The 22,024-nt window shown below is 75.5% G+C and carries 24 protein-coding genes and 1 pseudogene; 15 read left to right on the top strand and 10 right to left on the bottom strand.

Annotation, left to right across the window (positions count from 1 at the left end):
• The gene (locus GA0070606_RS10415) at positions 1–792 is read right to left on the bottom strand and encodes an ABC transporter permease (protein WP_091097195.1); all 792 of its coding nucleotides are present in this window, start codon (positions 790–792) and stop codon (positions 1–3) included.
• Entirely contained in the window at positions 789–1,685 is an 897-nt protein-coding gene (locus GA0070606_RS10410) for an ABC transporter ATP-binding protein (protein ID WP_091097193.1), read from the bottom strand. Before GA0070606_RS10410 ends, GA0070606_RS10415 begins: the two co-directional genes overlap by 4 nt.
• Positions 1,686–1,818: 133 nt before the next feature.
• On the opposite strand from GA0070606_RS10410, the gene GA0070606_RS10405 reads away from it, so the two are divergent.
• The 3 genes from GA0070606_RS10405 to GA0070606_RS10395 all read left to right on the top strand — a co-directional run bounded on the left by GA0070606_RS10405 (position 1,819) and on the right by GA0070606_RS10395 (position 4,403).
• The gene (locus GA0070606_RS10405; RefSeq protein ID WP_091097191.1) at positions 1,819–3,057 is read left to right on the top strand and encodes a sensor histidine kinase; all 1,239 of its coding nucleotides are present in this window, start codon (positions 1,819–1,821) and stop codon (positions 3,055–3,057) included.
• Positions 3,058–3,191: 134 nt separating this feature from the next.
• A complete protein-coding gene (locus GA0070606_RS10400) occupies positions 3,192–3,851 on the top strand; it encodes a response regulator (RefSeq protein WP_281190631.1) in 660 nt (219 codons plus the stop codon).
• A 138-nt stretch (positions 3,852–3,989) separates the two neighbouring features.
• Positions 3,990–4,403, top strand: coding sequence for a hypothetical protein (locus tag GA0070606_RS10395; RefSeq protein ID WP_091097189.1), 414 nt, complete (start codon positions 3,990–3,992; stop codon positions 4,401–4,403).
• A 218-nt stretch (positions 4,404–4,621) separates the two neighbouring features.
• Here GA0070606_RS10395 and GA0070606_RS10390 read toward each other — a convergent pair whose 3' ends face one another.
• Positions 4,622–5,410, bottom strand: a complete 789-nt coding sequence (locus tag GA0070606_RS10390; RefSeq protein WP_091097187.1) for a D-Ala-D-Ala carboxypeptidase family metallohydrolase — start codon at positions 5,408–5,410, stop codon at positions 4,622–4,624.
• A 305-nt stretch (positions 5,411–5,715) separates the two neighbouring features.
• Here GA0070606_RS10390 and GA0070606_RS10385 point away from each other — a divergent pair, with 305 nt between their 5' ends.
• Both GA0070606_RS10385 and GA0070606_RS10380 read left to right on the top strand, forming a co-directional pair.
• On the top strand, positions 5,716–6,357 hold the full coding sequence (locus GA0070606_RS10385) for a DUF6642 family protein (protein ID WP_091097185.1): 642 nt from the start codon (positions 5,716–5,718) through the stop codon (positions 6,355–6,357).
• Positions 6,308–6,673: pseudogene (locus GA0070606_RS10380) on the top strand (PPOX class F420-dependent oxidoreductase); the annotation flags it as partial. The gene GA0070606_RS10385 and the pseudogene GA0070606_RS10380, both read left to right, overlap by 50 nt.
• A gap of 34 nt (positions 6,674–6,707) precedes the next feature.
• On the opposite strand, the gene GA0070606_RS10375 reads toward GA0070606_RS10380, so the two are convergent.
• Both GA0070606_RS10375 and GA0070606_RS10370 read right to left on the bottom strand, forming a co-directional pair.
• The gene (locus GA0070606_RS10375) at positions 6,708–7,349 is read right to left on the bottom strand and encodes an NAD(P)-dependent oxidoreductase (RefSeq protein ID WP_091097183.1); all 642 of its coding nucleotides are present in this window, start codon (positions 7,347–7,349) and stop codon (positions 6,708–6,710) included.
• Between the two features lie 167 nt (positions 7,350–7,516).
• Positions 7,517–8,749 carry a serine hydrolase domain-containing protein gene (locus GA0070606_RS10370; RefSeq protein ID WP_091097181.1) on the bottom strand — a complete coding sequence of 411 codons (1,233 nt, stop codon included), beginning with the start codon at positions 8,747–8,749 and terminating at the stop codon, positions 7,517–7,519.
• Positions 8,750–8,830: 81 nt separating this feature from the next.
• On the opposite strand from GA0070606_RS10370, the gene GA0070606_RS10365 reads away from it, so the two are divergent.
• The 5 genes from GA0070606_RS10365 to GA0070606_RS10345 all read left to right on the top strand — a co-directional run bounded on the left by GA0070606_RS10365 (position 8,831) and on the right by GA0070606_RS10345 (position 12,688).
• Complete coding sequence (locus tag GA0070606_RS10365) at positions 8,831–9,424, top strand: pentapeptide repeat-containing protein (protein ID WP_091097179.1); 594 nt, start codon at positions 8,831–8,833, stop codon at positions 9,422–9,424.
• Between the two features lie 44 nt (positions 9,425–9,468).
• Positions 9,469–9,918: a pyridoxamine 5'-phosphate oxidase family protein gene (locus tag GA0070606_RS10360; protein ID WP_091107547.1), complete on the top strand. Its 450-nt coding sequence runs from the start codon at positions 9,469–9,471 to the stop codon at positions 9,916–9,918.
• Between the two features lie 319 nt (positions 9,919–10,237).
• The gene (locus GA0070606_RS10355; RefSeq protein ID WP_245724638.1) at positions 10,238–11,188 is read left to right on the top strand and encodes a hypothetical protein; all 951 of its coding nucleotides are present in this window, start codon (positions 10,238–10,240) and stop codon (positions 11,186–11,188) included.
• 97 nt (positions 11,189–11,285) lie between these two features.
• Positions 11,286–12,272, top strand: a complete 987-nt coding sequence (locus tag GA0070606_RS10350) for a hypothetical protein (RefSeq protein WP_091097177.1) — start codon at positions 11,286–11,288, stop codon at positions 12,270–12,272.
• 89 nt (positions 12,273–12,361) lie between these two features.
• Entirely contained in the window at positions 12,362–12,688 is a 327-nt protein-coding gene (locus tag GA0070606_RS10345) for a hypothetical protein (protein WP_176737290.1), read from the top strand.
• A gap of 38 nt (positions 12,689–12,726) precedes the next feature.
• On the opposite strand, the gene dacB is transcribed toward GA0070606_RS10345, so the two are convergent.
• The gene (gene dacB, locus GA0070606_RS10340; protein ID WP_091097175.1) at positions 12,727–14,310 is read right to left on the bottom strand and encodes a D-alanyl-D-alanine carboxypeptidase/D-alanyl-D-alanine endopeptidase; all 1,584 of its coding nucleotides are present in this window, start codon (positions 14,308–14,310) and stop codon (positions 12,727–12,729) included.
• Positions 14,311–14,448: 138 nt separating this feature from the next.
• Here dacB and GA0070606_RS10335 point away from each other — a divergent pair, with 138 nt between their 5' ends.
• Together GA0070606_RS10335 and GA0070606_RS10330 are read left to right on the top strand one after the other, a co-directional pair.
• Positions 14,449–15,522, top strand: a complete 1,074-nt coding sequence (locus GA0070606_RS10335; RefSeq protein WP_091097173.1) for an NAD(P)-binding domain-containing protein — start codon at positions 14,449–14,451, stop codon at positions 15,520–15,522.
• A gap of 179 nt (positions 15,523–15,701) precedes the next feature.
• Positions 15,702–15,983, top strand: a complete 282-nt coding sequence (locus GA0070606_RS10330; RefSeq protein ID WP_091097171.1) for an adhesin — start codon at positions 15,702–15,704, stop codon at positions 15,981–15,983.
• A gap of 34 nt (positions 15,984–16,017) precedes the next feature.
• Here GA0070606_RS10330 and GA0070606_RS10325 read toward each other — a convergent pair whose 3' ends face one another.
• From GA0070606_RS10325 to GA0070606_RS10310, 4 genes are all read right to left on the bottom strand, one after another.
• Entirely contained in the window at positions 16,018–17,151 is a 1,134-nt protein-coding gene (locus GA0070606_RS10325) for a beta family protein (RefSeq protein WP_425413039.1), read from the bottom strand.
• A 64-nt stretch (positions 17,152–17,215) separates the two neighbouring features.
• Positions 17,216–17,725: a PepSY domain-containing protein gene (locus tag GA0070606_RS10320; protein ID WP_091097169.1), complete on the bottom strand. Its 510-nt coding sequence runs from the start codon at positions 17,723–17,725 to the stop codon at positions 17,216–17,218.
• Between the two features lie 312 nt (positions 17,726–18,037).
• The gene (locus GA0070606_RS10315; RefSeq protein WP_091097168.1) at positions 18,038–19,312 is read right to left on the bottom strand and encodes a sensor histidine kinase; all 1,275 of its coding nucleotides are present in this window, start codon (positions 19,310–19,312) and stop codon (positions 18,038–18,040) included.
• Positions 19,309–20,001 (bottom strand): response regulator transcription factor, encoded by a 693-nt coding sequence (locus GA0070606_RS10310; protein ID WP_091097166.1) that lies wholly within the window; start codon positions 19,999–20,001, stop codon positions 19,309–19,311. Before GA0070606_RS10310 ends, GA0070606_RS10315 begins: the two co-directional genes overlap by 4 nt.
• 102 nt (positions 20,002–20,103) lie before the next feature.
• On the opposite strand from GA0070606_RS10310, the gene GA0070606_RS10305 reads away from it, so the two are divergent.
• The 3 genes from GA0070606_RS10305 to GA0070606_RS10295 all read left to right on the top strand — a co-directional run bounded on the left by GA0070606_RS10305 (position 20,104) and on the right by GA0070606_RS10295 (position 22,021).
• Positions 20,104–20,550: a septum formation initiator gene (locus GA0070606_RS10305; protein WP_091097164.1), complete on the top strand. Its 447-nt coding sequence runs from the start codon at positions 20,104–20,106 to the stop codon at positions 20,548–20,550.
• A gap of 302 nt (positions 20,551–20,852) precedes the next feature.
• Positions 20,853–21,260, top strand: a complete 408-nt coding sequence (locus tag GA0070606_RS10300; RefSeq protein ID WP_091097161.1) for a hypothetical protein — start codon at positions 20,853–20,855, stop codon at positions 21,258–21,260.
• A 368-nt stretch (positions 21,261–21,628) separates the two neighbouring features.
• Positions 21,629–22,021, top strand: coding sequence for a cupin domain-containing protein (locus GA0070606_RS10295; protein ID WP_091107539.1), 393 nt, complete (start codon positions 21,629–21,631; stop codon positions 22,019–22,021).
• Positions 22,022–22,024 lie beyond the last annotated feature (3 nt).

The raw sequence follows: 22,024 nt of genomic DNA, 5'->3' as shown, positions 1-22,024 counted from the left end.
TCACGACACCTCGCGGCGCAGGGTACGGACCAGGCCGGCGACCAGCGGAACGACCAGCCAGACCAGCAGCGACACCGCGAGCCGTCCCCACTGCCCGGCGGTGACGTCCGGGGTGAACAGCGGTTCCATCGTGCGGCCCGTGTCCAGCCAGCCCGCCGGCCCCTCCAGCGGCCGGATGATTCCGCCGAGGACCGACCAGAGGGTCGGCAGCAGCAGGTAGCCGACGATGGCCAGCGGCGTGTTGAGCAGCAGCAGGCCGAAGCCGGCGCCCATCAGCACGTTGGCCACCTGGAACACGGCCGCGTGCAGCAGCAGCGTCCCCTCGAACCGCCAGGTGCCCGCGCCGCCGGTCGCACCGGCGACCACCGTGCCGGCGGCGGCCAGGGCGAGACTGACCAGCACCGAGGCCAGGGCGGTCAGCACCGTCGCGACCAGCTTGGCGAGGATCACCCGCGCCCGACGGGGCACCAGGGCGAACGTGGTGAGCGCGCTGCGCTGCGACCACTCGCCGGTGATGGACAGGATGCCGAGCACCGGCAGCAGCACCCCGACCGGCAGCAGCGTCGGGACGAAGAGGTTGGCGAAGGTCTGGTCGGCGTCGGGCGCCCAGATCAACTGGACGACCACGAGGGCGGCGGCGAGCAGCCCGATGGTGATCAGCAGCCACAGCCCGGCCCGGGTGTCGACGAGCTTGCGCAGCTCGACGCCGGTCAGCCGCGGCAGCGACGGCCGGCGTACCTCGGGACGGCGGTGCGGCAGGGCGGTGGACGAGTTGACGGTGGTGGTGGTCATCGGACGGCCTCCCGGGTCGACGCGCCGGCGGTCAGGGTGAGGAAGAGCTGCTCCAGGCCGCCGCTGCCGGCCGGGCGCAGCTCGGTGAGGGCGACGCCGGCGTCGGCGGCGGCCTGCCCGACCGCCTCGGCGTCGGCGCGGACCAGCAGCCCGTCGGTGCCCTCGGTGACCGGCAGCCCGGCCCGGTGCAGCGCGCCGCGCAGGGCCGCCGCGTCCCGCGCCCGGACCAGGGTGCCGCCGCCGGCCAGCAGCTCGTCCTTGTCGCCCTGGGCCACGATCCGGCCGCCCCCGATGACCACCAGCCGGTCCGCGACCGCCTCCACCTCGCGCAGCAGGTGGGAGGAGAGCAGCACGGTGCCGCCCCGGTCGGCGAAGTCGCGCAGCAGGCCGCGCATCCAGAAGATTCCCTCCGGGTCCAGGCCGTTGGCCGGCTCGTCGAGGATCAGCACGCGCGGGTCGCCCAGCAGCGCGTGCGCCAGACCGAGCCGCTGCCGCATCCCCAACGAGTACGCCCGGACCCGGCGCTTCGCCGCGACCGCGTTCAGCCCGACCAGGTCGAGCGTGGCGGCCACCCGCCGGTGCTCCACGCCCATCGTCGCGGCGGCGACGGCCAGCGCCTCCCGGCCGGTGCGCCCGGCGTGCTGCGCCGAGGCGTCCAGCAGCACGCCGACCTCCCGGCCCGGGTTGGGCAGCTCCCGATAGGGCCGGCCGCCGACGGTGGCCGCGCCGCCGCTGGGCGGGGTGAGGCCGCAGATCATCCGCATGGTGGTGGACTTGCCTGCGCCGTTGGGCCCCAGGAAGCCGGTGACGGTGCCCGGCTCGCAGCGGAACGACACGTCGTCGACGGCGGTGTGCCGTCCGTACCGTTTGGTGAGGTGTGCCACGTCGATCATGCCGGTCAGGTTGCCGGTGCCGACCGGTCGCCCGCAGCGGCCGACGGTCGCGACCGGCGGCGACCTTGGTCGACGTGGAGGTGTCGACTTTGGTAGCTGGCCGGGGTCCCGGGCGGCTGCCTAGCATGGCGGCGTGACCAGCGCCGCCGTACCCGATCATCCCTGGCTGCTGCCGGGGGTCCTCGCCGATGCGACCGAGCGGGCCCGGCGGACCGCGCGCGACTGGCTCGTCGACGGCCTCTGTTTCCTGATCGCCCTCGGCTGGGTCCTGCTCGCCACGGGTGACGCGGCCACGCCCGACCCGGAGTTCTCCACCCCGCTGCCGCAGCGCTGGATGATCCTGGCGGACGCCCTGCTCGGGCTCGTCTGCTGCGCGCTGCTCTGGGTGCGGCGCCGGTGGCCGCTCGGGCTCGCCGTCGCGACCCTGCCGCTGACCGCGTTCTCGATGGCGTCGGCGATCCCGTTGTTGATCATCCACTTCACCGTCGTGGTGCACCGCCGCACGGCCGTCGCGCTGGGCGTGACGGCCGCCGGGCTATCCACCAACTTCGCCTTCAGCCACCTGCGCCCGGATCCCCACCTGTCGTACTGGGAGACGACCGCGTGGGGGGTGGTGCTCAGCCTCTCCGTGCTGGCGTGGGGGATGTTCGTCCGGTCGCGGCGGCAGTTGGTCGTGTCGCTGCGGGAGCGCGCCGAGCGGGCCGAGGCGGAGCAGCAGTTGCGGGTCACCCAGGCCCGGCACCTGGAGCGCACCCGCATCGCCCGGGAGATGCACGACGTGCTGGCGCACCGCATCTCGCTGCTCAGCCTGCACGCGGGCGCGCTGGAGTTCCGGCCGGACGCGCCACCGGAGGAGATCGCGAAGGCGGCCGGGGTGATCCGGGGCAGCGCGCACGCCGCGTTGCAGGACCTGCGGGAGGTGATCGGGGTGCTCCGCGCGGAGACGGCCGCCGAACAGGCCCCGGAACGCCCGCAGCCCACCCTGGGCGACCTGCCCGCGCTCATCGAGGAGTCCCGGGCGGCCGGGGTCCGGGTGGGCGTCCGCGACGTGGTCACCGCGGCGGAGCGGGTGCCCGCGGCGGTGGGGCGCAGCGTCTACCGGATCGTGCAGGAGGGGCTGACCAACGCCCGCAAGCACGCCGCCGGGGCCGCGGTCGCCGTCGACGTGGCCGGCAGTCCGGGCGACGGGCTTACCGTGGAGATCCGCAACCGGTGGCCGGTCGGCGGCGTGGTCGACGCGGAGATCCCCGGCGCCGGCACGGGCCTGGTCGGCATCGCCGAGCGGGTCAGCCTGGCCGGCGGCCGGTTGGAGTACGGGCGGGACGACTCCGGCGACTTCCGGCTCGCCGCGTGGCTGCCGTGGCCGGCGTGACCGGCCCGGAAGCGGCCGGCCCGGCGGCGGTCGATCCGGTTGCGGCCGGCCCGGAAACAGTCGGCCCGGAAACAGTCGGTCCGGCGGCGCCAGGCCCGGCGGCGGTCGGGCCGGCGCCCGCTCCCGAGGGGCCGGTGCGGGTGCTGATCGTCGACGACGACGCGCTCGTCCGGGCCGGCCTGTCGATGATCCTCGGCGGCGTGCCGGACCTGCTCCTGGTCGGCGAGGCCGCCGACGGCAGCGAGGTCCCCGCCGCCGTCGCCGCGTGCGCGCCGGACGTGGTGCTGATGGACATCCGGATGCCCCGGATGGACGGGCTCGCCGCCACCGAGGCGCTGCGGGCGGCGGCCGACCCGCCGGAGGTGCTGGTGCTGACCACCTTCGACGCCGACGAGCAGGTGCTCCGGGCGCTGCGGGCGGGTGCCGGCGGCTTCCTGCTGAAGGACACCCCGCCGGCCGAGATCGTGCGGGCGGTGCGCCGCGTGGCGGCCGGCGAGGCCACCCTCTCCCCGGCGGTGACCCGCCGGCTGATCGAGCACGTGACGGCCCCGGGCGCGGCGGGCGGCCCCGACCCGCGCCGGGCGCGGGCGCTGCGGCAACTTGACGGGCTCAGCGAGCGCGAGCGCGAGGTCGCCGTCGCCCTGGGGCGGGGCCGGACCAACGCCGAGATAGCCGGCGAGCTGTTCATGAGCGTCGCGACGGTCAAGGCGTACGTGTCGCGGCTGCTGGTCAAGCTCGACCTGAACAACCGCGTCCAGGTCGCCCTGCTGGTGCACGACGCCGGCCTGGTCTGAGTCGCGCGGCCTGTTCCGGCTCCGGGCCCGCCCGGATCGCGGCGGATCGAACCGTTCGGCCGCGCGGGCCGTACCAGTTGCCGAGGATGCGGTGCGGCGCGTCAGCCGCATCGCTGCCGGAGCCGCGGGAGGCCTGCCGTGCGAGTTGGTGAGCAGTCGACGGATCCCATCGACCAGATCCTGGGCGAGGTGCCGGTGCCGGCGCCGCTGACCCCCGAGGACGTCCGGCTCGCGGTCCGGGCGGTGGTGGTGCACGCCGCCGAGGAGTGGCCGGCCGGTCCGCTGTGCCGCAACGACGGCGCGACGTACCCCTGCCGGCTGCACCGCTGGGGGCGGCGGGTGCTGGAGCGGCACGGGCTCAACGAGCGGCAGATCGACGCCCTGGTCCGGCACGGCAATCCATTCGTGCACGTGCCCTTCCCGTTCCGGGTCACCGGCTCCGCGCCGCACGAGGGCGGTCCGGCCGCCCACCGGGCGGGCGCGCGGCCCGCCGGCCACGGCCGGCCGGTGGCTCCCCCCGCCACCGCGCCGCGCTGGCCCCGGGCGAGCTGAGCGGAGGTACGCCCGCTCGTGGCGCCCCCGGGGCAGCACGACGCCGGCCCGGGCGCGGGGGAGGTTCCCACCCGTGCTCCGGGCCGGCGTCGTCGCCTGCCGGTCGACGGTCCGACGTGACCCTCACCGGCTCGTCCAGCCCCGCCCGGTCGTCCGGTCCCGTCCGGTCGTGCCGTGCCGGCCGGTCGTGCCGTGCCGGCCGGTCGTGGCGGCCGGGTTCAGTCGTTGCCGGCGCCGATGCCGCAGTCCGGCGCGGACCAGCTGGTGGTGTTCGGCGTGCGGTCGCTGTCGTTCTCCCGGCGCGAGTCCACGTGCACGTGGTCGTCGTGATCCGGGTAGCCCGGCCCGTAGATCCCGCTGAATCCCCGGTTGCGGGCGTCCCGGGCCACCTGGCACAGCGACTTGCCGCGCGAGTACACGTCGGCGGCGTTGCCGTAGAGGTGCTGACTGTCCGACACCCCGCCGACCTGGCTGTTGCAGGCACGGCTGCGGAATCCGCTGCTCACGTGGAGCGGGTCGTCGCCGAGGCCGCGCCGCAGCGCCTCCAGCTTCCACATCGTGCGCAGGGCGTTCTGCCGGGTCTGGGCGGCGGAGAGCGGGCCGCCGGTCCATCCGTTGCGGCCGCAGCCGTCGTCCATCTCGCCGAAGCTGAAGTGCCGTGGGGTGCAGTCGTCGTCCTGGAGCTCGTACAGCTTGGCGTAGGTCTGCGGCCCCGCGACACCGTCGACGCGCAGCCCGTACGCCGACTGGAACCGCCGGACCGCGGCGGCGGTCTTCGGGCCGAAGCGACCGTCGTTCTCCACGATGTCCCGGTAGCCGGCCCAGCCGGCGACCCGGATCTGGAGCTGGCGGACGTCGTCTCCGGAGCGGCCCTGGTAGAGGTTGCGCTGCCACGTGTAGCAGCCGTCGGCATGGGCCGCTGGCGCGGCGACCACCGTGGCGATCGCGGCTCCCGGCATCGCCAGGGCGAATGCGACAACCGCTCGTTTCAGGGCGTTTACGCGCACAGAAGTCCTCCCGACAGGAGTGCGATTGGGGTGGCGTCCGGGACATCGACCGGGGCGTCCCGCGCTTTCCACCCTGGCACCCGAGGGGTCATTTCGGGGCTATTAACGAGAATTGTCCTCGCAATTGGCGGTTCCTGGGTCATGCCTGGGAATCGGTGCCGTTCGCGAAACACCCATTCCTCGGCATCGGGGTCGGTGAAGCGGGAACGGCCCGGAAAGCCGCAGGTCGCCACAGCCGGGGTGATGTTCCCGGCCCGGTCGGGGGCGGTAACGTCAGCGCCGGCGGGAACGGGGGAGGAGGCGACGTGGCGCGCGGTGGCGTCTTCTGCGTCGAGGGCCAGTGGCACCGTGACCTCAACGAGCGCGGCTCCGTCCTGCCCACCCTCGAACTGCTCGAACGGCTCGGGAAGATCCGTTTCATCCACAAGGACGCGGCGACCCGCGACGAGCTGTTCTACTTCGTCGACCGCTGGCTGCTCAAGCAGTACGCCGACCACCGCGTCGGCTTCTTCGCGATGCACGGCGAACCGAGCCGGCTCTGCCTCACCGACTGGGAATCCGTCGAACTCGCCGACGTCGCCGAGTTGATGGCCGGCCGCTGCGAGGGCCGGCGGCTCTATTTCGGCAGCTGCTCGGTGCTGCGCGCCTCCGACGCCGCGTTGCGGGGCTTCCTCGACGCCACCGGGGCGGCGCTGATCTGCGGCTTCACCCGGGAGGTGGACTGGGTCGAGTCGGCCGCCTTCGAAACCGTGCTGCTCGACGTGCTGGCCAACGGCCAGCGGCACAACGCCGCCGAGCTGCGGATGGGCTCGGCGCACTGGGCGCCGCTGGCGTCGTACCTCGGCTTCCGGATCATCTACGCCAACGGCCGGGCGTGGCGGCCCTCGGTCCGCCCGCGGGTCCCCGCGCAGCCCGCCGCCGGCCGCGCCGCGCCGCGCCCGCGCTGACCGGCTGGTCGTCTCCACCTATCCCGAGCGGGCCAAGGTCGCCAACGTCCGCCGGGATCCCCGGGTCTCCGCGTGCGTGCTCTCCGACGACTGGAACGGGCCCTGGGTGCAGGTCGACGGCACCGCCGAGGTGCTCGACCTGCCGGCGGCGCTGGAGCCCCTCGTGGACTACTTCCGCTGCATCTCCGGCGAGCACCCGGACTGGGACGAGTACCGGGCGGCGATGGTCCGTCAGGGCAAGTCGCTGATCCGGGTCACCATCGACGCCTGGGGGCCGATCGCCACCGGCGGCTTCCCCGCCCGCCTGGCCGACTGACGGCCGCCGCCCGCCCCGGAACGCGCCGGCTGTGTCAGTACGCGGCGGTGAACCGCTCGTTCTCGTGGCGCGGGTTCTCGATCTCGTCGACGATCGCCACCGCCAGGTCCTCGTAGCTGAGCACCGAGCGGCCCTCGTGGTCGGTGACCGGCTGGTCGCCGCCCGTGCGGTAGTGCCCGGTGCGCTCGCCCGGATGGAACTCCAGCGGCGGCGGGGAGACGTACGTCCAGGTCACCCCGTCGGCCGAGGAGCGGTAGAAGTCGAGGGCGTCGGCCTGGCCCTGCGCGGCGTCGCGGTACTCGTCGGGAAAGTCCGGCTCGTCGAGGTACCGGGTGCCCCTGGGGGTCAGCAGCGTCGACCCGCCGCCGACGTGGATGATCCGGGGCGCGGCGGGCATCCCCCGCAGCGCACCGACCAGGCTCCGCGCCGCGTCGAGCCAGAGGCCGCGCTCGCCGCCGCCGATCGCCACCACCATGGCGTCGGTGTCCGGCGCCAGCTCCCGTACGCTCCGTTCGCTGGTGGCGTCGCCGGTGACCACCTTGACCGCCGGCGGCAGGTAGGAGGTGGCCTCCGGGCGACGCACCGCCGCGGTGACCCGGTGCCCCCGGTTGACCGCCTCCGCGCTGATCCGCGAGCCCGCGGTGCCGCCCGCCCCGAACACGACGATGTTGCTCATGACCGCCTCCGCCCCCGTCCGGCCGGGCCGGTGGCCGTCTGCCCCTCCGCCCGCCGGCTTGCCGTCCGCCTCCCAGGTTATGGACCGGCCGGCCCGGCCGGTGCGGTAACCGGCGATCCGACGGGCCCAGCCCGGGACGGTCCGCGGTTCCGCCGGCCCGGGCGGGCTCAGTCGACGAGGGCCGAGTAGACGAGCTGGCGCAGCTGCGGCCGGAGCGGATAGGTGCTCGACGGCATGAGCTGGGTGAACAGCAGCGCGGTGACCTCCTCCACCGGGTCCACCCAGAACGCCGTGCTCGCCACGCCACCCCAGTAGTACTCGCCGACGCTGCTCGGCACCCGGCTCGGAACCGGGTTGTCGACGACGGCGAAACCCAGCCCGAAGCCGATCCCCTCCAGGGTGGTCTCGGCGAAGCCGCCGGCGGAGAGCGTCTCCAGGTCACGCCCGCCGGGCAGATGGTTGCGGGTCATGAACCGCACCGTGCGCGGCCCCAGCAGGCGCACCCCGTCCAGTTCGCCGCCGCGCAGCAGCATCTGCGTGAACCGGTGGTAGTCGGCGGCCGTGGAGAGCAGGCCGCCGCCGCCGGAGAGCAGCCGCGGCTTCTCGTACGCCAGGGCGCCCAGCTTGTCGAAGCGGATCGCCCGGCCGGTGCGCGGGTCGGGCGCGTAGAGCGCGGCGAGCCGGTCGGCGGCGTCGCCCTCGGCCCACCAGTGGGTGTCGGTCATGCCCAGCGGGCGGAAGATCCGGTCGGCGAGGAGGTCGTCCAGGCTCTGCCCGGAGACCACCTCGACCAGCCGACCGAGCACGTCGGTGGCGACCGAGTAGCCCCAGGCGGTGCCGGGCTGGAACAGCAGGGGCAACTCGCCGAACGCCTGGCAGGCGGTCGCCAGGTCGACGTCGGCCGGCGGGTGGAGGTCGTAGCCGGCAGCCCGGTAGATGGTGTCGACGACCGAGGTCTGCATGAAGCCGTACGTCAGGCCGGAGGTGTGGGTGAGCAGGTGCCAGACCCGGATCGGCTCGACCGCCGGCACCGTGTACGGCTTGAGGGCGGAGCCCTTCGAATAGACCCTGAGGTCGGCGAACTCGGGCAGCCAGCGGCTGATCTCGTCGGTCAGCTCGAAGCGGCCCTCCTCCCAGAGCATCATCGCGGCGACCGAGGTGACCGGCTTCGTCATCGAGTAGATCCGCCACAGCGTGTCCGCCTCGACGGGCGCCCCCGCCTCGACGTCGCGCAGCCCGTACGTGGACGAGTGGGCGATCTCGCCGCGCCGGGTGACGACCACCTGCCAGCCGGCCAGCCGGCCGTCGTCGACGTACCTGCCGAAGTGCTCGTCGATCCGCGCCAGCCGCGCCGGGTCGAAGCCGATCTGGTCCGGGTCGATGCTGCGTCCCACGTTCACGCCGCCGAAACTACAAGCCGGGACGCCACGCCGGAAGGGTGGGCGGCCACACCTGTCGCACGCCGCAAGTAGCCTGGCCCGATGCCCGAGCTGACCGAGGACGAGACGTTCCGCAACGAGGACTGGTACGCCGAGGAGCTGGTGGAGCGGCACTTCGTCCGCTGCTCCTTCTTCGACGTCGACCTGACCGAGGCGGTCAGCCGGGGCGCGGTCTTCGACGGGTGCACCTTCGGCAACGTGCGGTTCAACGCCTCCCGGCACACCGACTCGGCCTTCACCCGGTGCGCCTTCACCCGGTGCAACCTGTTCGAGGCCGAGTTCACCGGCTGCAAGCTGGTGGGCAGCACGTTCGCGCAGTGCGACCTGCGGCCGCTGACGGTCTCCGGCGGCGACTGGTCGTTCGTCGCGCTGCCGGGCGCCGACCTGCGCGGGGTGCGGATCACCGACGTCCGGATGCGGGAGGTGGACCTGACCGGGGCCAACCTGACCGGCGCCACGGTCACCGGGGTGGACCTGTCGGCCGCGCAGCTGCACAACGCCAGGCTCTCCGGTGCCGACCTGCGCGGCAGCGACCTGACCGCGCTCGACCCGACGGCCGTGGAGCGGGCGGGGGCGGTCGTGGACGCCGGGCAGGCGGTGCTGATCGCCCAGGCGCTCGGCTTCGAGATCCGCTGAAAAGTCGCCGCCGGCTGTCAGGTTTTCCTGCCAGAGTGGCCGGCATGGCATGGTGGTCCGACCTCGTCGAGGAGCAACCCGAGTTCGCCGAGCGGGTGCGCGCCCGTTTCGCGGTGCGCAAGCACGGCACGATGGCGACGCTGCGTCGCGACGGCTCGCCGCGGATCAGCGGCACCGAGTTCGACTTCGGCCCCGAACAGCTGCGGCTGGGCAGCATGGCCGGCGCGCTGAAGGCCCTCGACCTGCGCCGCGACCCGCGGGTGGCGCTGCACTGCCCGACCGAGGATCCTCCCGAGGGCGATCCGGGGTCCTGGGGCGGCGACGCGAAGATCGCCGGCGTGGCGCACGAGGAGCCGCCGGGCGACGACGGCTCGCACCGGTTCCGGATCGAGCTGACCGAGGTGGTGCTGACCAGGGTCGGTGATCCGGCGGACCACCTGGTCATCGAGAGCTGGCACCCCGGTCGCGGGCTGCACCGCCGCCGCCGACACTGAGGCGCCCGCCACCACGCGGCCCCGCCCCTCGCGCGTTGGCCGCCCTTCGCGCGTTGGCCGCCGTTCGCGCGGGGCCGCCCTTCGCGCGTTGGCCGCCGTTCGCGCGGGGCCGCCCTTCGCGCGGGGGCCGCCCAGGGACACGGACGGCTCGGCCCGCAACCACCTTCCGGACGGATGTCGGCTACGGTCGATACCGAACCGGACACGCCCGCCCGTCCGGTCTGGCGCATCGGCCGATCCGGATGCCAACGTGGGCGTCCGCACGGCGGACGCTCACCTGTGCCTTGCGGGCGACGGCCGGTGGGGAAGTGGAGGGCCGGTGGCGGAGGAAGACCTGACGCGGCAGGGAGCCCGACCGGCGCGGCACGGCCGCCGCGAGGCCGACGGGGCGAGCGCCGACCCCACCCTCCCGCCCTCCGCCCGACCCGGCCCCACCCGCGGCGACCTGCGGCGGCTGCTGCGCGCCCGGCGACGCCGACGCCGGGCCGTCGAGGGTGTCGCCGTGCTCGCCTGCCTGGTCGTCCTCGTGGCATACCTGGCCTCCGGCGACCCCGACCCCGGCCGGGAGGCGACGGGCGGAGGGCCGCCGGGGGCCGGCCGGCCCAGCGGGCTGCCCGGCGTCGAGGCGCGCTACCCCGGCCCCGGCCAGGCCTCGCCGGGACTGCGGCCCCGGCAGCGCCCGCCGAGCCAGTCCGCCACCCCGACGCCGACGGCCCCGCCGGTGCGCCCGACGCTCGACGCCACCCTTGCCGAGGTGCCGGCCGAGGTGGACCTGACCGGCGTCGGCAGCCGGGACTGGCTCCACTGGGGGCTGCGCGGCGCGGGCTCGACGGTCCGCAAGCGGGGCGGCACCGGCGAGATCCGGGACGAGGGCGGCCGGGGCGCCGTCGGCGGTTGGGACGACAACCAGGAGAGCTTCCGCTGGCGCGACGGCACCCCGGTCGAGTCGGTGGGCGGCTCGCCCCACGGGGTCTACCGCTGCGGCGCCGGCAGTCGCTTCACGCTCGCCGTCGTCGCCGACGGTCAGCCGCGCACGGTCCGCCTCTTCGCCGGGGTGTGGATGGCCCGGGGTCGGCTGGACGCGCGCCTCTCCGACGGCGGTCCCAACAGGACGCTGCGGATCGAGGACCGGCACACCAGCCGCTCCGCCGAGTTCACCCTCGCGTTCCAGGCGCCGAGGGGGGCGCGGCTGGTGTTGACCTGGACGGCGGAGGAGGTCTTCACCGCCGACTGCGGCAACGTGGGCGTGCAGGCGGTCGCGCTGCGCTGACCCCGGCGCGCCGCCGACCGGTCGTTCCCCCGCGCGGGGGAAGCGGTCCACCCCCGGCGGGGAACCGGCCCGCCGCGTACGACGGCAGCGTGGGGGCATGACCAGCACGCTGCCCGCACCGGCACCGCCCCGCCCCGCCAGCCAACCGCGCCGCCCGGCCCTGCCGTACGTCGTGATCGCCTGGGCCCTCGCCTACGGCGCGGTGCGGCTGCGCTGGGCCCTCACCGGCGCGCCGGAGTTCCCGCCGCTCGACACGGACCTCGTGGTCTTCACCGGCTGGTGGACGGTGGCGCTCTGCGCCGCCGCCGGCCTGGTCGGCGTGGGGCTCGCCGCCGCCCGCACCTGGCGCCCGGCGCTGGCCGCGGCCGGCTGGCTGGTCTGCGCGGCGCTGCTCCTGGCCTGCGCGCTGCTGCTGCTGGACGTGGTCGGGCTGCTGATCCTCGACCCGGGCGAGGCGTTCCACCCGGGTGCCCTGCTCAGCCGCCTCGCCTGCCTGACCGGGGCCGCGTCGCTGCACGCGGCGGTCCTCGGGCACCGGCGTCGGCTGCGGGGCGACTGCCGCCGGTGCGGCCGGACGGGCCCGGTACGCGGCGCGTCGCCGACGGTGCCCACCTGGGCGCGGGTGGCGGCCTGGGCGGCGGTGGCCGGCTGCCTGCTGCGGCTGGCGGCCCAGGTGTGGGTCGGCTTCGAGGACGTGCCGCTCAGCCAGGGCGCGTCGATGATCGCCTTCGAGGTCGGTTTCCTGCTCGCCGGGGTGCTGCTGCCGCTGGCCCTGGCGCACTCCTGGGGCGTGGTCTGGCCCGGGTGGGTGCCGCTGCTGGCCGGCCGGCGGATTCCCCGGCTGCTGCTCCTCGTCCCGGCGGCGCTGTTCTCCGTCGGACTGGTCTGCTACTTCGCGGTCGGCCTCGCCCAGCTGACCGTCGAGACGGTCACCGGCACGTTCGATCCCGGCGACGGCCGCTACCCGCTGGCGTTCTTCTGGGTCGCCGAGTCGGCGTACTGGCTGTGGGGCTGGGGGCTCGGCGTCGCGGCGATCGGCCACCACCTGCGTACCCGGCGCCCGTGTCGGGGCTGCGGCCGCTGACCCGGGGACAGTTTGTCCGTCGCGCCGCGTTCGGCGTCCCGTAACTTCCTGCTGTCCACGCCCGACGATCCTCTGTGGAGGCACGACCGATGAGCAGCACCACCACCCGCACCGTCCGTCCGACCGCCCCCCGGGGCGCCGGGGAGCCGTCCGGGGAGGTGCTCCGGGAGATCCCGCTGCCGCCGTACGTCACCGCCGAGGACGCCCAGTTCGCCGTCCGGGCGGTCGTGGTGCACGCGCCCCGGCGCTGGTCCGGCGGCACGGTCTGCCGCAACGACGCCAGCCCGCACCCGTGCCGGCTGCACCGCTGGGGCACCCGGGTGCTCGCGCAGCGCGGCCTGCGGCCCGCCGACATCGCCGCGCTGATCGCGGGCGGCGACCCGACCGCCGAGCCGCCGCACCGCCCGGGCGCCTGAGCGCCGGCGGGGCCCTCGCACCGGGCCCCGCCGGCCCGTCAACAGGCGACGGGCTTCACCCAGGAGCACTCCCGGCCCTCGGGGGCCCGGGGCGCGTCGGGGGCCGTCGGCGGCGCGACGCGCGCCGCGGTGACGCCCTTCTCGGTGTACGAGGCGAGCGCGATCGCGATCTGGTCCTCCAGCCCCTTGACCGACGAGGCCAGGTAGTTGTTGAGCAGGATCGAGAAGGCCAGCACCCGCCCGTCGGCGTCGGTGACGTAGCCGGAGAGGCCGGAGACGCCGGTCAGGCTGCCGGTCTTGGCGTGCACGTTGCCGGCCGCCGGGGTGCCGCGCATCCGGCTGCGCAGCGTGCCGCCGACGAAGCGGTCCGGGTCCCCCGCCACCGGCAGGGCCGCGTACCACGTGTCGAACCAGGGCTCGGCGCGGACGGCGGTGAGCAGGTCCACGAACTCGTCGGCCGGGATCAGGTTGCGCCGCGAGAGACCGGAACCGTCCCGCTGGCGCAGCGTGCCGGTGTCCATCCCGGCGTCGGCGACGTACTCGCTGATCGCCGCCAGCCCGGCCGACCAGGTGCCGGCGCCGGTGAGCACCCGGCCGATCTCCTTGGTCAGCACCTCGGCGTGGCCGTTGTTGGAGAGCTTGAGGAACGGCACCATCAGCTTGGCCAGGGGCATCGACTCGTGCCGCGTCACCTCGGCGGCCTCCTCCGGGGTGGCCTGGCCCAGCACGGTCCGGCCGAGGACCCGCACGCCGTGCTTGCGCAGGGCCGCGCGGAAGACGTCGGCGGCGTAGCCGGTGGGCTCCCAGACGGTGACCCAGTCGCTCTCCGGCTGGTCGCCCAGGGCGATCTGCCCGGTGACCACGACGGTGTTGCTGCCGTGCGCGCGCTCGAAGGAGATCGAGGTCTCCCCGTCGGCGACCGTCTGCGCCCGGTTGTCGATCTTCAGGTACCCGGTGGCCGGGGTGGTGGTGACGACCGGGCGGGCACCCGCGCTCGCGCCGGGGGCGGCGTGCACGATGACGGTGCCCGCGTCGTAGTCGGTGTCGGGCGCCACGGTCAGGGCGGAGACCTGCGCCGCGTAGTAGTAGGGCTCGTCGTCCCAGGTCCAGTCGGGGCCGAGGCGGGTGTCGTCGTAGCGGGTGTCGTCGGCGACGAGGTTGCCGGTCACCACCCGGACGCCCTCGGCGGCGACCTGCGCGGCCAGCGCGTCGTAGTCGGCGGCGAGCATGGTGGGGTCGCCGCCGCCGCGCAGGTAGAGGTTGCCGGAGACGAGACCGGCGCGGCGGGAGCCGGTGGAGCGCACCTCCGTGCTGAAGCGGTGGCCCGGCCCGAGCAGCTCCAGCGCCGCGGCCGAGGTCAGCAGCTTGGTGTTGGAGGCGGGCACCAGCCGGCGGTCGCCGTTGCGGTGGTAGACGGTCTCGCCGGTGGCGGCGTCCTTCACGACCACCGACGCCTGCGCCCCGGCCAGCCGGGAGTCGGCGAGTATCGCGTCGATGGTGGCGTTGAGGCGGGTCGCCGCGGGGGTCGGCGACTCGGCGGTGGCGCTCGGGGCGCCGGCCGTGGCGGCGGCGGCCACCAGCGCGGCCAGCGCGAGCGTCCGGGGAAAGAGACGACGATGCATGCGCTGATGCTGCCACGGAGATATCTGCCAGAGAAGGCCGGCAAGCGAAAGAAATTTCCGTTCGCGTTCTTCCGGTGTGTGAGCGGCGAGACGCCCGGAAGCGGGCAGGCGGGCGGGACGGCCGTTGTTGCACCCGACATGGACGAGCGCTCCGTCGACGTGCTGGTGATCGGGGCCGGACAGGCCGGCCTCTCCGCCGGCTACCACCTGCGCCGCGCGGGCTTCGCCCCCGGGGACGGCTTCGTGATCCTCGACGGGGACGACGGGCCGGGCGGGGCGTGGCGGCACCGCTGGCCCACGCTGCGGCTCGACCGCGTGCACGGCTTCCACGACCTGCCCGGCCTGCCGTTCCCGCCGGCGGGACCCGACCGGCCGGCGGCCGAGGTGGTCAGCGCCTACTTCGCCGCCTACGAGCGCGAGTACGCCCTGCCGGTGCGGCGTCCGGTCCGGGTCCGTGCGGTCCACGACCGGCCCGACGGCCGGCTGGACGTCCTCACCGACCGGGGCGACTGGTCCGCCCGGGCACTGGTCAACGCCACCGGCACCTGGACCCGGCCGTTCTGGCCGCACTACCCGGGCCGGTCGAGCTTCCGGGGCCGCCAACTGCACACCGCCGACTACCGAGGGCCGGCGGAGTTCGCCGGCCGGCGGGTCGTGGTGGTGGGCGGCGGGACGTCCGCCGTCCAACTGCTCGCCGAGGTCTCCACCGTCGCGGCCGGCACCACCTGGGTGACCCGACGCCCGCCCGACTTCCGGGACGAGGAGTTCACCCCCGAGCGGGGGCGCGCGGCGGTGGCGCTGGTCGACGCGGCGGTCCGCGCGGGCCGCCCACCGGCCAGCGTCGTCGGCGTGACCGGGCTGCCGCTCACGCCGGAACTGCGCCGGCTGCGCGAGCGCGGCGTGCTCGACCGGTTACCCGTGTTCGACCGGATCACGCCCGACGGGGTGGCCTGGGACGACGGCAGGTTCGTGCCCGCGGACGTGATCCTCTGGTGCACCGGCTTCCGGGCCGCGCTGGACCACCTCGCGCCGCTGCGGCTGCGCGCGCCCGGCGGCGGTGTCACCATGGACGGCACCCGGGTGGTCGCCGACGAGCGGGTTCACCTGATCGGGTACGGCCCGTCGGCGAGCACCGTCGGCGCCAACCGGGCCGGTCGCGCGGCGGCACGCGAGATCCGCGCCCTGCTGGCCCCGGCCGGCGTCCGACACTGATCCCGCTCTATTTGACGGATGCCCCGGCAGGGGGCAACGTAGGCCGTGAAGGGGCCCTCAGCCGCCCCCGACCTGCGACGATGTGCGGGTCGTCCTGCCGTCGCCTCCGACGGTGCGCCCGTGTCGGGCCGAGTCCGGCCCCGCGCCGCGAATCCGAGAATCCACGAGGAGATTCCGCCATGCTCACCATGACCGACAACGCCGTGCTGGTCATCCGCGACCTCGCCAACCAGCAGGACGTCGCCGAGGACGGCGGAGTGCGGATCGCCGCCGACACCGAGGCCGGCTCGCTCACCGTCGAGCTGGTCGCCGAACCGGCCGAGGGCGACCACGTGGTCGACAACCAGGGCGCCCGGATCTTCCTGGACTCCGACGCCGCCGAACTGCTCGGCGACGCTTCGGTGGACGCGAGCGTCGACGACGAGGGCATCGTGCAGTTCGGGTTCACCGAGAAGCAGTGACGGAGGCCGCGGGCTGCGGCGCCGGGCCGGCACGTCAGCCGGCCCGGCGGGCCTCGCCGCGGTGCGGCCGGGCGGGCCGGCCGCGCTCCGGGCCCGCCTGACCGGAGCGCCACGGCCCCGGCCGGGTCTCCCGGCCCGGGTGCGGCAGCGCCGCCAGCACGTGCGCCAGGTGGTGCGAGGTGCTCCACGCCGCCCAGTTGCTGGCCGACCCGGCCCCCGCGCCGCGACGGGCGCGCCGGACGAGTTCGTGGTCACCCCACGAGAAGTCGGCCCCGGCGGCGGGCCAGTGCGGCGCCGACACCAGCGCGCGGCACAGGTCCGCGAACCGGTCGTCGCCCCGTCCTCCCCGGCGGGACCAGCGGTACACCCACCAGGCGTCGTCTGTCGTGTAGCGCACCGTCGGCAGCCGGTCGCCCGGCTGGTCGGCGCCCGGCACCGCCGAGCCGACGCCGTAGTCGCCGTATCCGACGCCGAGGTCGGCCAGCCGCAGCCAGAGCCGCCAGTCCCAGCGGTCGAGGCGTACCGGCTCGTCGGTGGGGAGGCGGGTCAGCGAGGGTGGCATTCCGCCGGCCGCCACGCTGACCGAGCGCCAGGCGTGCCGGCGTGCCCACTCCCGCAGCCGGCGCAGTCGCGGCTCGGCCACCCGCATGTCGGCCGCGCAGCACACGTCTCCGGCGTCGAGGAGCAGGTCGCACTGCTCGGGGACCAGGCGGGTGAACCGCCAGATCCGCTCCGCCGCCGCCGTGGCCGCGTCCGGCCCGGCCCGGTCCCGGCCGACGCGCAGCCGGACCAGCGCCCGGTGGGCGTGGGCCCGGGCCGCCGCACCGTGCGCCACCAGCCGCCGGTCGCTGTCCGCGAGCCCTATCACCGGCACCAGTGGTACGCCCCAGCGGACCAGCTCGGTCTCCGGGGCGTCGGGCAGGTCGGTGACGTCGACGCCCGGGAGCAGCCCGGCGGGCAGCCGGCCGAGAACGTCCAGTGTGTATGAATTCAGGACGGACACCTGGAGGACCGGGGCGAGCAGGGGTGCGACGTCGTCGTCGAGATGACCGAGCGCCTCCAGCTCGCCCCGCCGGTTGGCGAGGATGGGGCGGTAGACCGGTTCCGCCGCCCGGCCCTCGTGGGCGGGCACCATACCCCAATGTAGCCAGACATCGGTGTTCGTCACAGGGGCGATCGGGCGTGACGCCTCGGGCCGCCGCCCCCGGGAGCATGGGGGCGGCGGCACCGGGTCAGTCGTCGTCGCCGGAGTCGTCCTCGTCGTCGTCACGGTCGTCGTCCTCGTCGTCGACGGGCTCCTGCTCGGCCTTCACCACCGTGCCGTGCTCCCGGTCGACGTCGATCTCGTGCTCGGTCTGCCCGACGACGACCTCGACACTCCACACCGGGCGGTCGTCCTCCTGCTCGGCCTCGATCTCGACGACCTGGCCACCGCCCGCCCGGGCCAGCGCGATCTCCCGGGCCCGCTGCTCGGACACGGCGTCCCCGCCGGTCGCCGGGGTGCCGCTGCCCGACGGCGTGCCGGGGGTCGCCGACGTGCCGCCGGTCGCCGGCGCGCTGCCGGGGGCGCCGGTGGAGGTGCCGCCCGGGGTCGTGGGGGCGCTCGGGGCGGTCGTCGCGGCGACCAGCGTGGTCGCCCGGGCCGGGCCGCCGTCGGCGGCCGCGACGCCGAGGGCCGCGCCGGCCACGGCGAGCGCGGCCACGCCGCCGACCGACGCCAGGATCAGGGGGTTGCGCTTCATCTCGGTTCGCCTTTCCTCGGGTACGTCCACGAGGATCGCGCCCGGCCGGATAGTGCCACGCTGCCCGAACGCTAAGCCCGGGTTAAGCCTCGTCGGAGCCGGAGCCGGAGCCGGAGCCGGAGCCGGAGCCGGAGCCGGAGCCCGAGCCGGAGCCGGAGCCCGAGCCCGAGCCCGAGCCCGAGCCCGAGCCCGAGGCCGAGGCCGGCCCCGAGTCCGAGCCCGTTCTAGCCCGAGGCCGGTCCCGAGGCCGCCCGAGCCCGAGGCCGACCCGGGCCGATGGGCGGCGGCGCCCCAGGTCAGGGCCCGGACGGGTCAGGGCTTCGGCGGGCCGAGCTCCAGGCGCACCTCGGCGCCGCCGGAGGGCGACGTGCGGAGGGCGAGGTGGCCGCCGCTGGCCTGGGCGGCGCGGCGGGCGATGTCCAGGCCGAGGCCCGTGGAGCCGGCGGTGCTCGCCCCACGGTCGACGGTGTCGGGCGGGATCCCCGGCCCCTCGTCCGCCACGGTCAGCGTGGCCCGGCCCGCCTCGGCGGCCAGCCGGACGGCGAACGCGGTGCCGTCGGGGGTGTGCGCGAAGACGTTGCCGAGCAGGGCGTCCACCGCCGCGGCCAACTCGTCGGCGGGTACGCCCACCGGCAGCGGCCCCGGCGCCAGGTCGAGGGTGACGGCGCGTCCGGTGTCCTCGGCCAGCACCGACCAGAACGCCACCCGCTCGGCCACCACGGCGGCCGCGTCGGCGGCGGCCGCCCCGGCTGTCGGCGCCCGCCACCGGGCCTGCCGGATCAGGCCGGTGACCGCGCGTTCCAGCCCGTCCACCGCCGCCGTCACCCGGGCCGCGTCCTGCGGGTCCCGCAGCGACTCGGCCTCCAGCCGCAGCGCGGTCAGCGGGGTGCGCAGGCGGTGCGACAGGTCCGCGACCTCCTCGCGTTCCTGCACCAGCAGCACCTGGATCCGATTGGCGAGGTGGTTGAGGGCGCCGGCCACCTCACGCAGCTCGGGCGGCCCGGCGGGCGTGACGCGTGCGTCCAGTTCGGCGTTCGCGAGGCGGTGCGACACGGCGGAGAGTTCGCCGATCGGCCGGACCAGGGTACGGGCCAGCCGGTCGGCGACGGCCAGCCCGATCAGCACCAGGAGCACGCCCAGCAGGGCCAGGACCAGCCAGGACCGGGTCACCCCGGCGGTCAGCTCCGCCGGCGGGACGATCGTCCGGATCACGCCGGTGCCGTCCGGGCGGCCCTGCACGGCGATGACCACCTCGCGTCCGCGCTCCGACTCGGCGGTGAGGCTCTGCCCCCGGGCCGCCAGCGCCACGGCGGGCGTCCGGAGGGCGGGGGCGCCGAGCACGGTGCCGTCGGGCAGGAACACGCTGACCGGCCGGTCGGACTCCGCGGCCAGTTGCTCGACGGTCAGCCGGATCGTGGCGGTGTCGGCGGTGCCGACGACGGTCACGAGGCTCTGCGCGTCGGCCGTGGCCCGCACGGTCGCCCGGTCCTCGGCGACGGTACGCACCAGCAACGCCAGCGGCACCAGGAAGGCGACCAGGGTGAGGACGCTGACCGCGGCCACCAGCAGCGCCAGCCGGGCCCTCACCCGGCGCTCCCGGGCACGTCCAGCCGGACCCCGACGCCCCGAACGGTGTGCAGGTAGCGGGGTGCCTGCGCGCTCTCCCCGAGCTTGCGGCGCAGCCAGGACAGGTGCACGTCCACGGTCTTGTCGGCGCCGCCGTACGGGATCTGCCACACCTCGGCGAGCAGCTCCCGCTTGGTCACCACCTGGCCCGGCCGGCCCGCGAGGTGGTGCAGCAGGTCGAACTCGCGCGGGGTCAGCTCGACGGGCTCGCCGTCCAGGGTGACCTGCCGGGAGCGGGGATCGACCCGCAGCCCGCCGACCACGAGCGCCGGGTCCTCGGGGACCGTTCCCGCCCCGCGGCGCAGCACCGCCCGGATCCGCGCGTCGAGCTGCGCCGCGGTGAACGGCTTGACGACGTAGTCGTCGGCCCCGGCGTCGAGCACCCGGACGATCTCGGTCTCGTCGTCGCGGGCGGTGGCCACGATCACCGGCACGACGCTGACCGCGCGCAGCATGCGCAGCAGCTCCCGGCCGTCCAGGTCGGGCAGTCCCAGGTCCAGCACGACGAGGTCGGGGCGGTCGTCCAGCGCGTCGCGCAGGCCGGCCATCGCCGTCGAGGCGGCCGCCACCGCGTGCCCCCGTTCGCGCAGGGCCCGCAACAGCGGCGTACGGATCGTCAGGTCGTCCTCGATGAGCAGCAGGCGGGCCACAGGTGGCAGGCTATCCGCCGCGCGACGTGCCGGCCCGGTGCTTAACCGTCCCTTAGCCTCGTCCAGGGCTCGGCCCAACCGGGGATCGGGGACACTCGGTGGATGCGCCGCCGTTCGCTTCTCGCCGTCGCCGGCTGGCTGTTCACCGCCGTCGTCGCCACCCTGATCGGGGTGGCCGCGATCAGATGGGTGGGGGAAAGCATCGCCGGCACGCCGGGCGGGGTGCTCAGCCAGGAGGAGGTCGAACGCGCCCTGGCCGCGCCCGCGCCGACCACTCCGGGCGCGGGGCCGACGTCGGCGGCGTCGGCGGGCGCCACCCCCCGGGGCGAGCGCAGGGCGTTCGCCACGGAAGGGGGCACCGCGGTCGCCGAGTGCGGGCCGGGCGGCGTGCGGCTGGTCTCCTGGGCCCCGGCGCAGGGTTACCGCGTCTCCGACTTCGACCGGGGGCCGGACGACGACGTGGAGGTCGCCTTCACCGGGCCGGCCGGCGAGTTCGAGCTGAAGGTCCGGTGCGTCGGTCGGGAGCCCGTGGCGGCGGACGACGACTGAGCCGGCGTCGCCCGGGAGCCGTGGCGGCGACGACTGAGCCGGGGTCGCCCGGGAGCCGTGGCGGCGACGACTGCCCTGGTGCCGACCGGGTCGGGTGCCCTCGGCCGGGCGAGAGTTCTCGCAGGTCAGCGGGGTGACGCCGGCGTGGTGGCTGTCCAAGATCGGACAAGCGCGCGAGTGGCTGCCGGTGCCCGACGCGACATACGTTCGATCACAAAGGGCGCTGATCGGCGCTGATCCCCCTGAGTCACCTCGAATGCCTCGTCGCGGCCCCTGCGCGGGGTCGGAGAGGAAGGACCGCGATGCCCAGCCCCAGATCCCGTCACCCCACCGCGGCGCAGCCCGAACCGGGCGACGGCGACGCCGCCCTCGCCGACGCGGAGGCGACCACCTGCGCCAGCGTCGGCCTGCCCGCCAGCGCCCGCGTGCTCTTCGCCGTGGTCAACGCCAAGGGCGGCCTGGTCCGGGGGCTCGGCGTGGCCGCGGCCAGCCGGCTGGGAACGGGGATGTACCAGGTCGTGTTCGACCAGGACGTGACGGCCGCCGGGTACGTCGGCACGGTGGGCCTGCCCGGCAGCTCGGGCGTCGCGCCCTCGGGCGAGATCGCGGTCGCCGGACGGACCGGCATCCCGAACGCGGTGTTCGTCTCCACCTTCGCCAGCGACGGCCGGCCCGCCGACCGCCCGTTCCACCTGGCGGTGCTGGCCTGACCGGCCCGCCGACCGCCCGCACCACCTGGCGGTGCCGGCCTGACCGGCCCGCCGACCGCCCGCACCACCGGTGGTTCCGGCCCGCCCGTCCGTCCCGCCCCCAGCGGTCCGACCCGGCCGGTGCTCGGACACGAGCGCGCGGCGCCGCTGGAGATCCTGCGGGATCCGCAACGTCGCCGCGCTCTGGCCGTCTCCCACCGCCGCAGCCGTACGGCGGTACGTCAGCGGGGACCTGGCTCGACCGGCGCCCTGCGCCCGTCCACCTCTCGATCCCCGGTCACGGTGCCGGCAAACCTCGGATCAGTGGGGATTTCCACCATCTGCGCGTCCCGGCGTGGCGTGGCGCCGTAGCGGGTATGTGCGTCGGCATGGAGCATTTCACGATCGCGACCGTCGCCGAGAAGAGCCCGGATTTCCGGCGGGTGCTGTGGACCGGTGAGCACACCCAGCTGGTGATCATGACGATCCCGCCGGGCGGCGAGATCGGCGAGGAGGTCCACGAGGACATCGACCAGATTCTCACCTTCGTCAGCGGCACCGGCGAGGCCCGGGTGGCCGGGGAGAAGCGTGAGGTCGTCCAGGGCGACCTGGTGGTGGTGCCGGCCGGCACGAAGCACAACTTCGTCAACACCGGCCCGAACCCCCTGGTGCTCTACACCGTCTACGGCCCGCCGGAGCACGCCGACCAGGCGGTGCACCGCACCAAGGAGGAGGCCGACGCGGCGGAGGAGGCGGGCGAGGACGAGCCGCCGACCTCCTGACCG

The sequence above is a fragment of the Micromonospora citrea genome (assembly GCF_900090315.1).
Taxonomy (GTDB): Bacteria; Actinomycetota; Actinomycetes; order Mycobacteriales; family Micromonosporaceae; genus Micromonospora; species Micromonospora citrea.
This window is presented reverse-complemented; position numbering and strand designations above follow the sequence as displayed.

Excerpts from the sequence above, each read along its gene's own strand:
- GA0070606_RS10415 (WP_091097195.1), bottom strand. The coding sequence starts at position 792 with ATGACCACCACCACCGTCAACTCGTCCACCGCCCTGCCGCACCGCCGT.
- GA0070606_RS10410 (WP_091097193.1), bottom strand. The coding sequence starts at position 1,685 with ATGATCGACGTGGCACACCTCACCAAACGGTACGGACGGCACACCGCC.
- GA0070606_RS10375 (WP_091097183.1), bottom strand. The coding sequence starts at position 7,349 with ATGAGCAACATCGTCGTGTTCGGGGCGGGCGGCACCGCGGGCTCGCGG.
- GA0070606_RS10365 (WP_091097179.1), top strand. The coding sequence starts at position 8,831 with ATGCCCGAGCTGACCGAGGACGAGACGTTCCGCAACGAGGACTGGTAC.
- GA0070606_RS10360 (WP_091107547.1), top strand. The coding sequence starts at position 9,469 with ATGGCATGGTGGTCCGACCTCGTCGAGGAGCAACCCGAGTTCGCCGAG.
- GA0070606_RS10350 (WP_091097177.1), top strand. The coding sequence starts at position 11,286 with ATGACCAGCACGCTGCCCGCACCGGCACCGCCCCGCCCCGCCAGCCAA.
- GA0070606_RS10345 (WP_176737290.1), top strand. The coding sequence starts at position 12,362 with ATGAGCAGCACCACCACCCGCACCGTCCGTCCGACCGCCCCCCGGGGC.
- dacB (WP_091097175.1), bottom strand. The coding sequence starts at position 14,310 with ATGCATCGTCGTCTCTTTCCCCGGACGCTCGCGCTGGCCGCGCTGGTG.
- GA0070606_RS10335 (WP_091097173.1), top strand. The coding sequence starts at position 14,449 with ATGGACGAGCGCTCCGTCGACGTGCTGGTGATCGGGGCCGGACAGGCC.
- GA0070606_RS10330 (WP_091097171.1), top strand. The coding sequence starts at position 15,702 with ATGCTCACCATGACCGACAACGCCGTGCTGGTCATCCGCGACCTCGCC.
- GA0070606_RS10320 (WP_091097169.1), bottom strand. The coding sequence starts at position 17,725 with ATGAAGCGCAACCCCCTGATCCTGGCGTCGGTCGGCGGCGTGGCCGCG.
- GA0070606_RS10305 (WP_091097164.1), top strand. The coding sequence starts at position 20,104 with ATGCGCCGCCGTTCGCTTCTCGCCGTCGCCGGCTGGCTGTTCACCGCC.
- GA0070606_RS10300 (WP_091097161.1), top strand. The coding sequence starts at position 20,853 with ATGCCCAGCCCCAGATCCCGTCACCCCACCGCGGCGCAGCCCGAACCG.
- GA0070606_RS10295 (WP_091107539.1), top strand. The coding sequence starts at position 21,629 with ATGGAGCATTTCACGATCGCGACCGTCGCCGAGAAGAGCCCGGATTTC.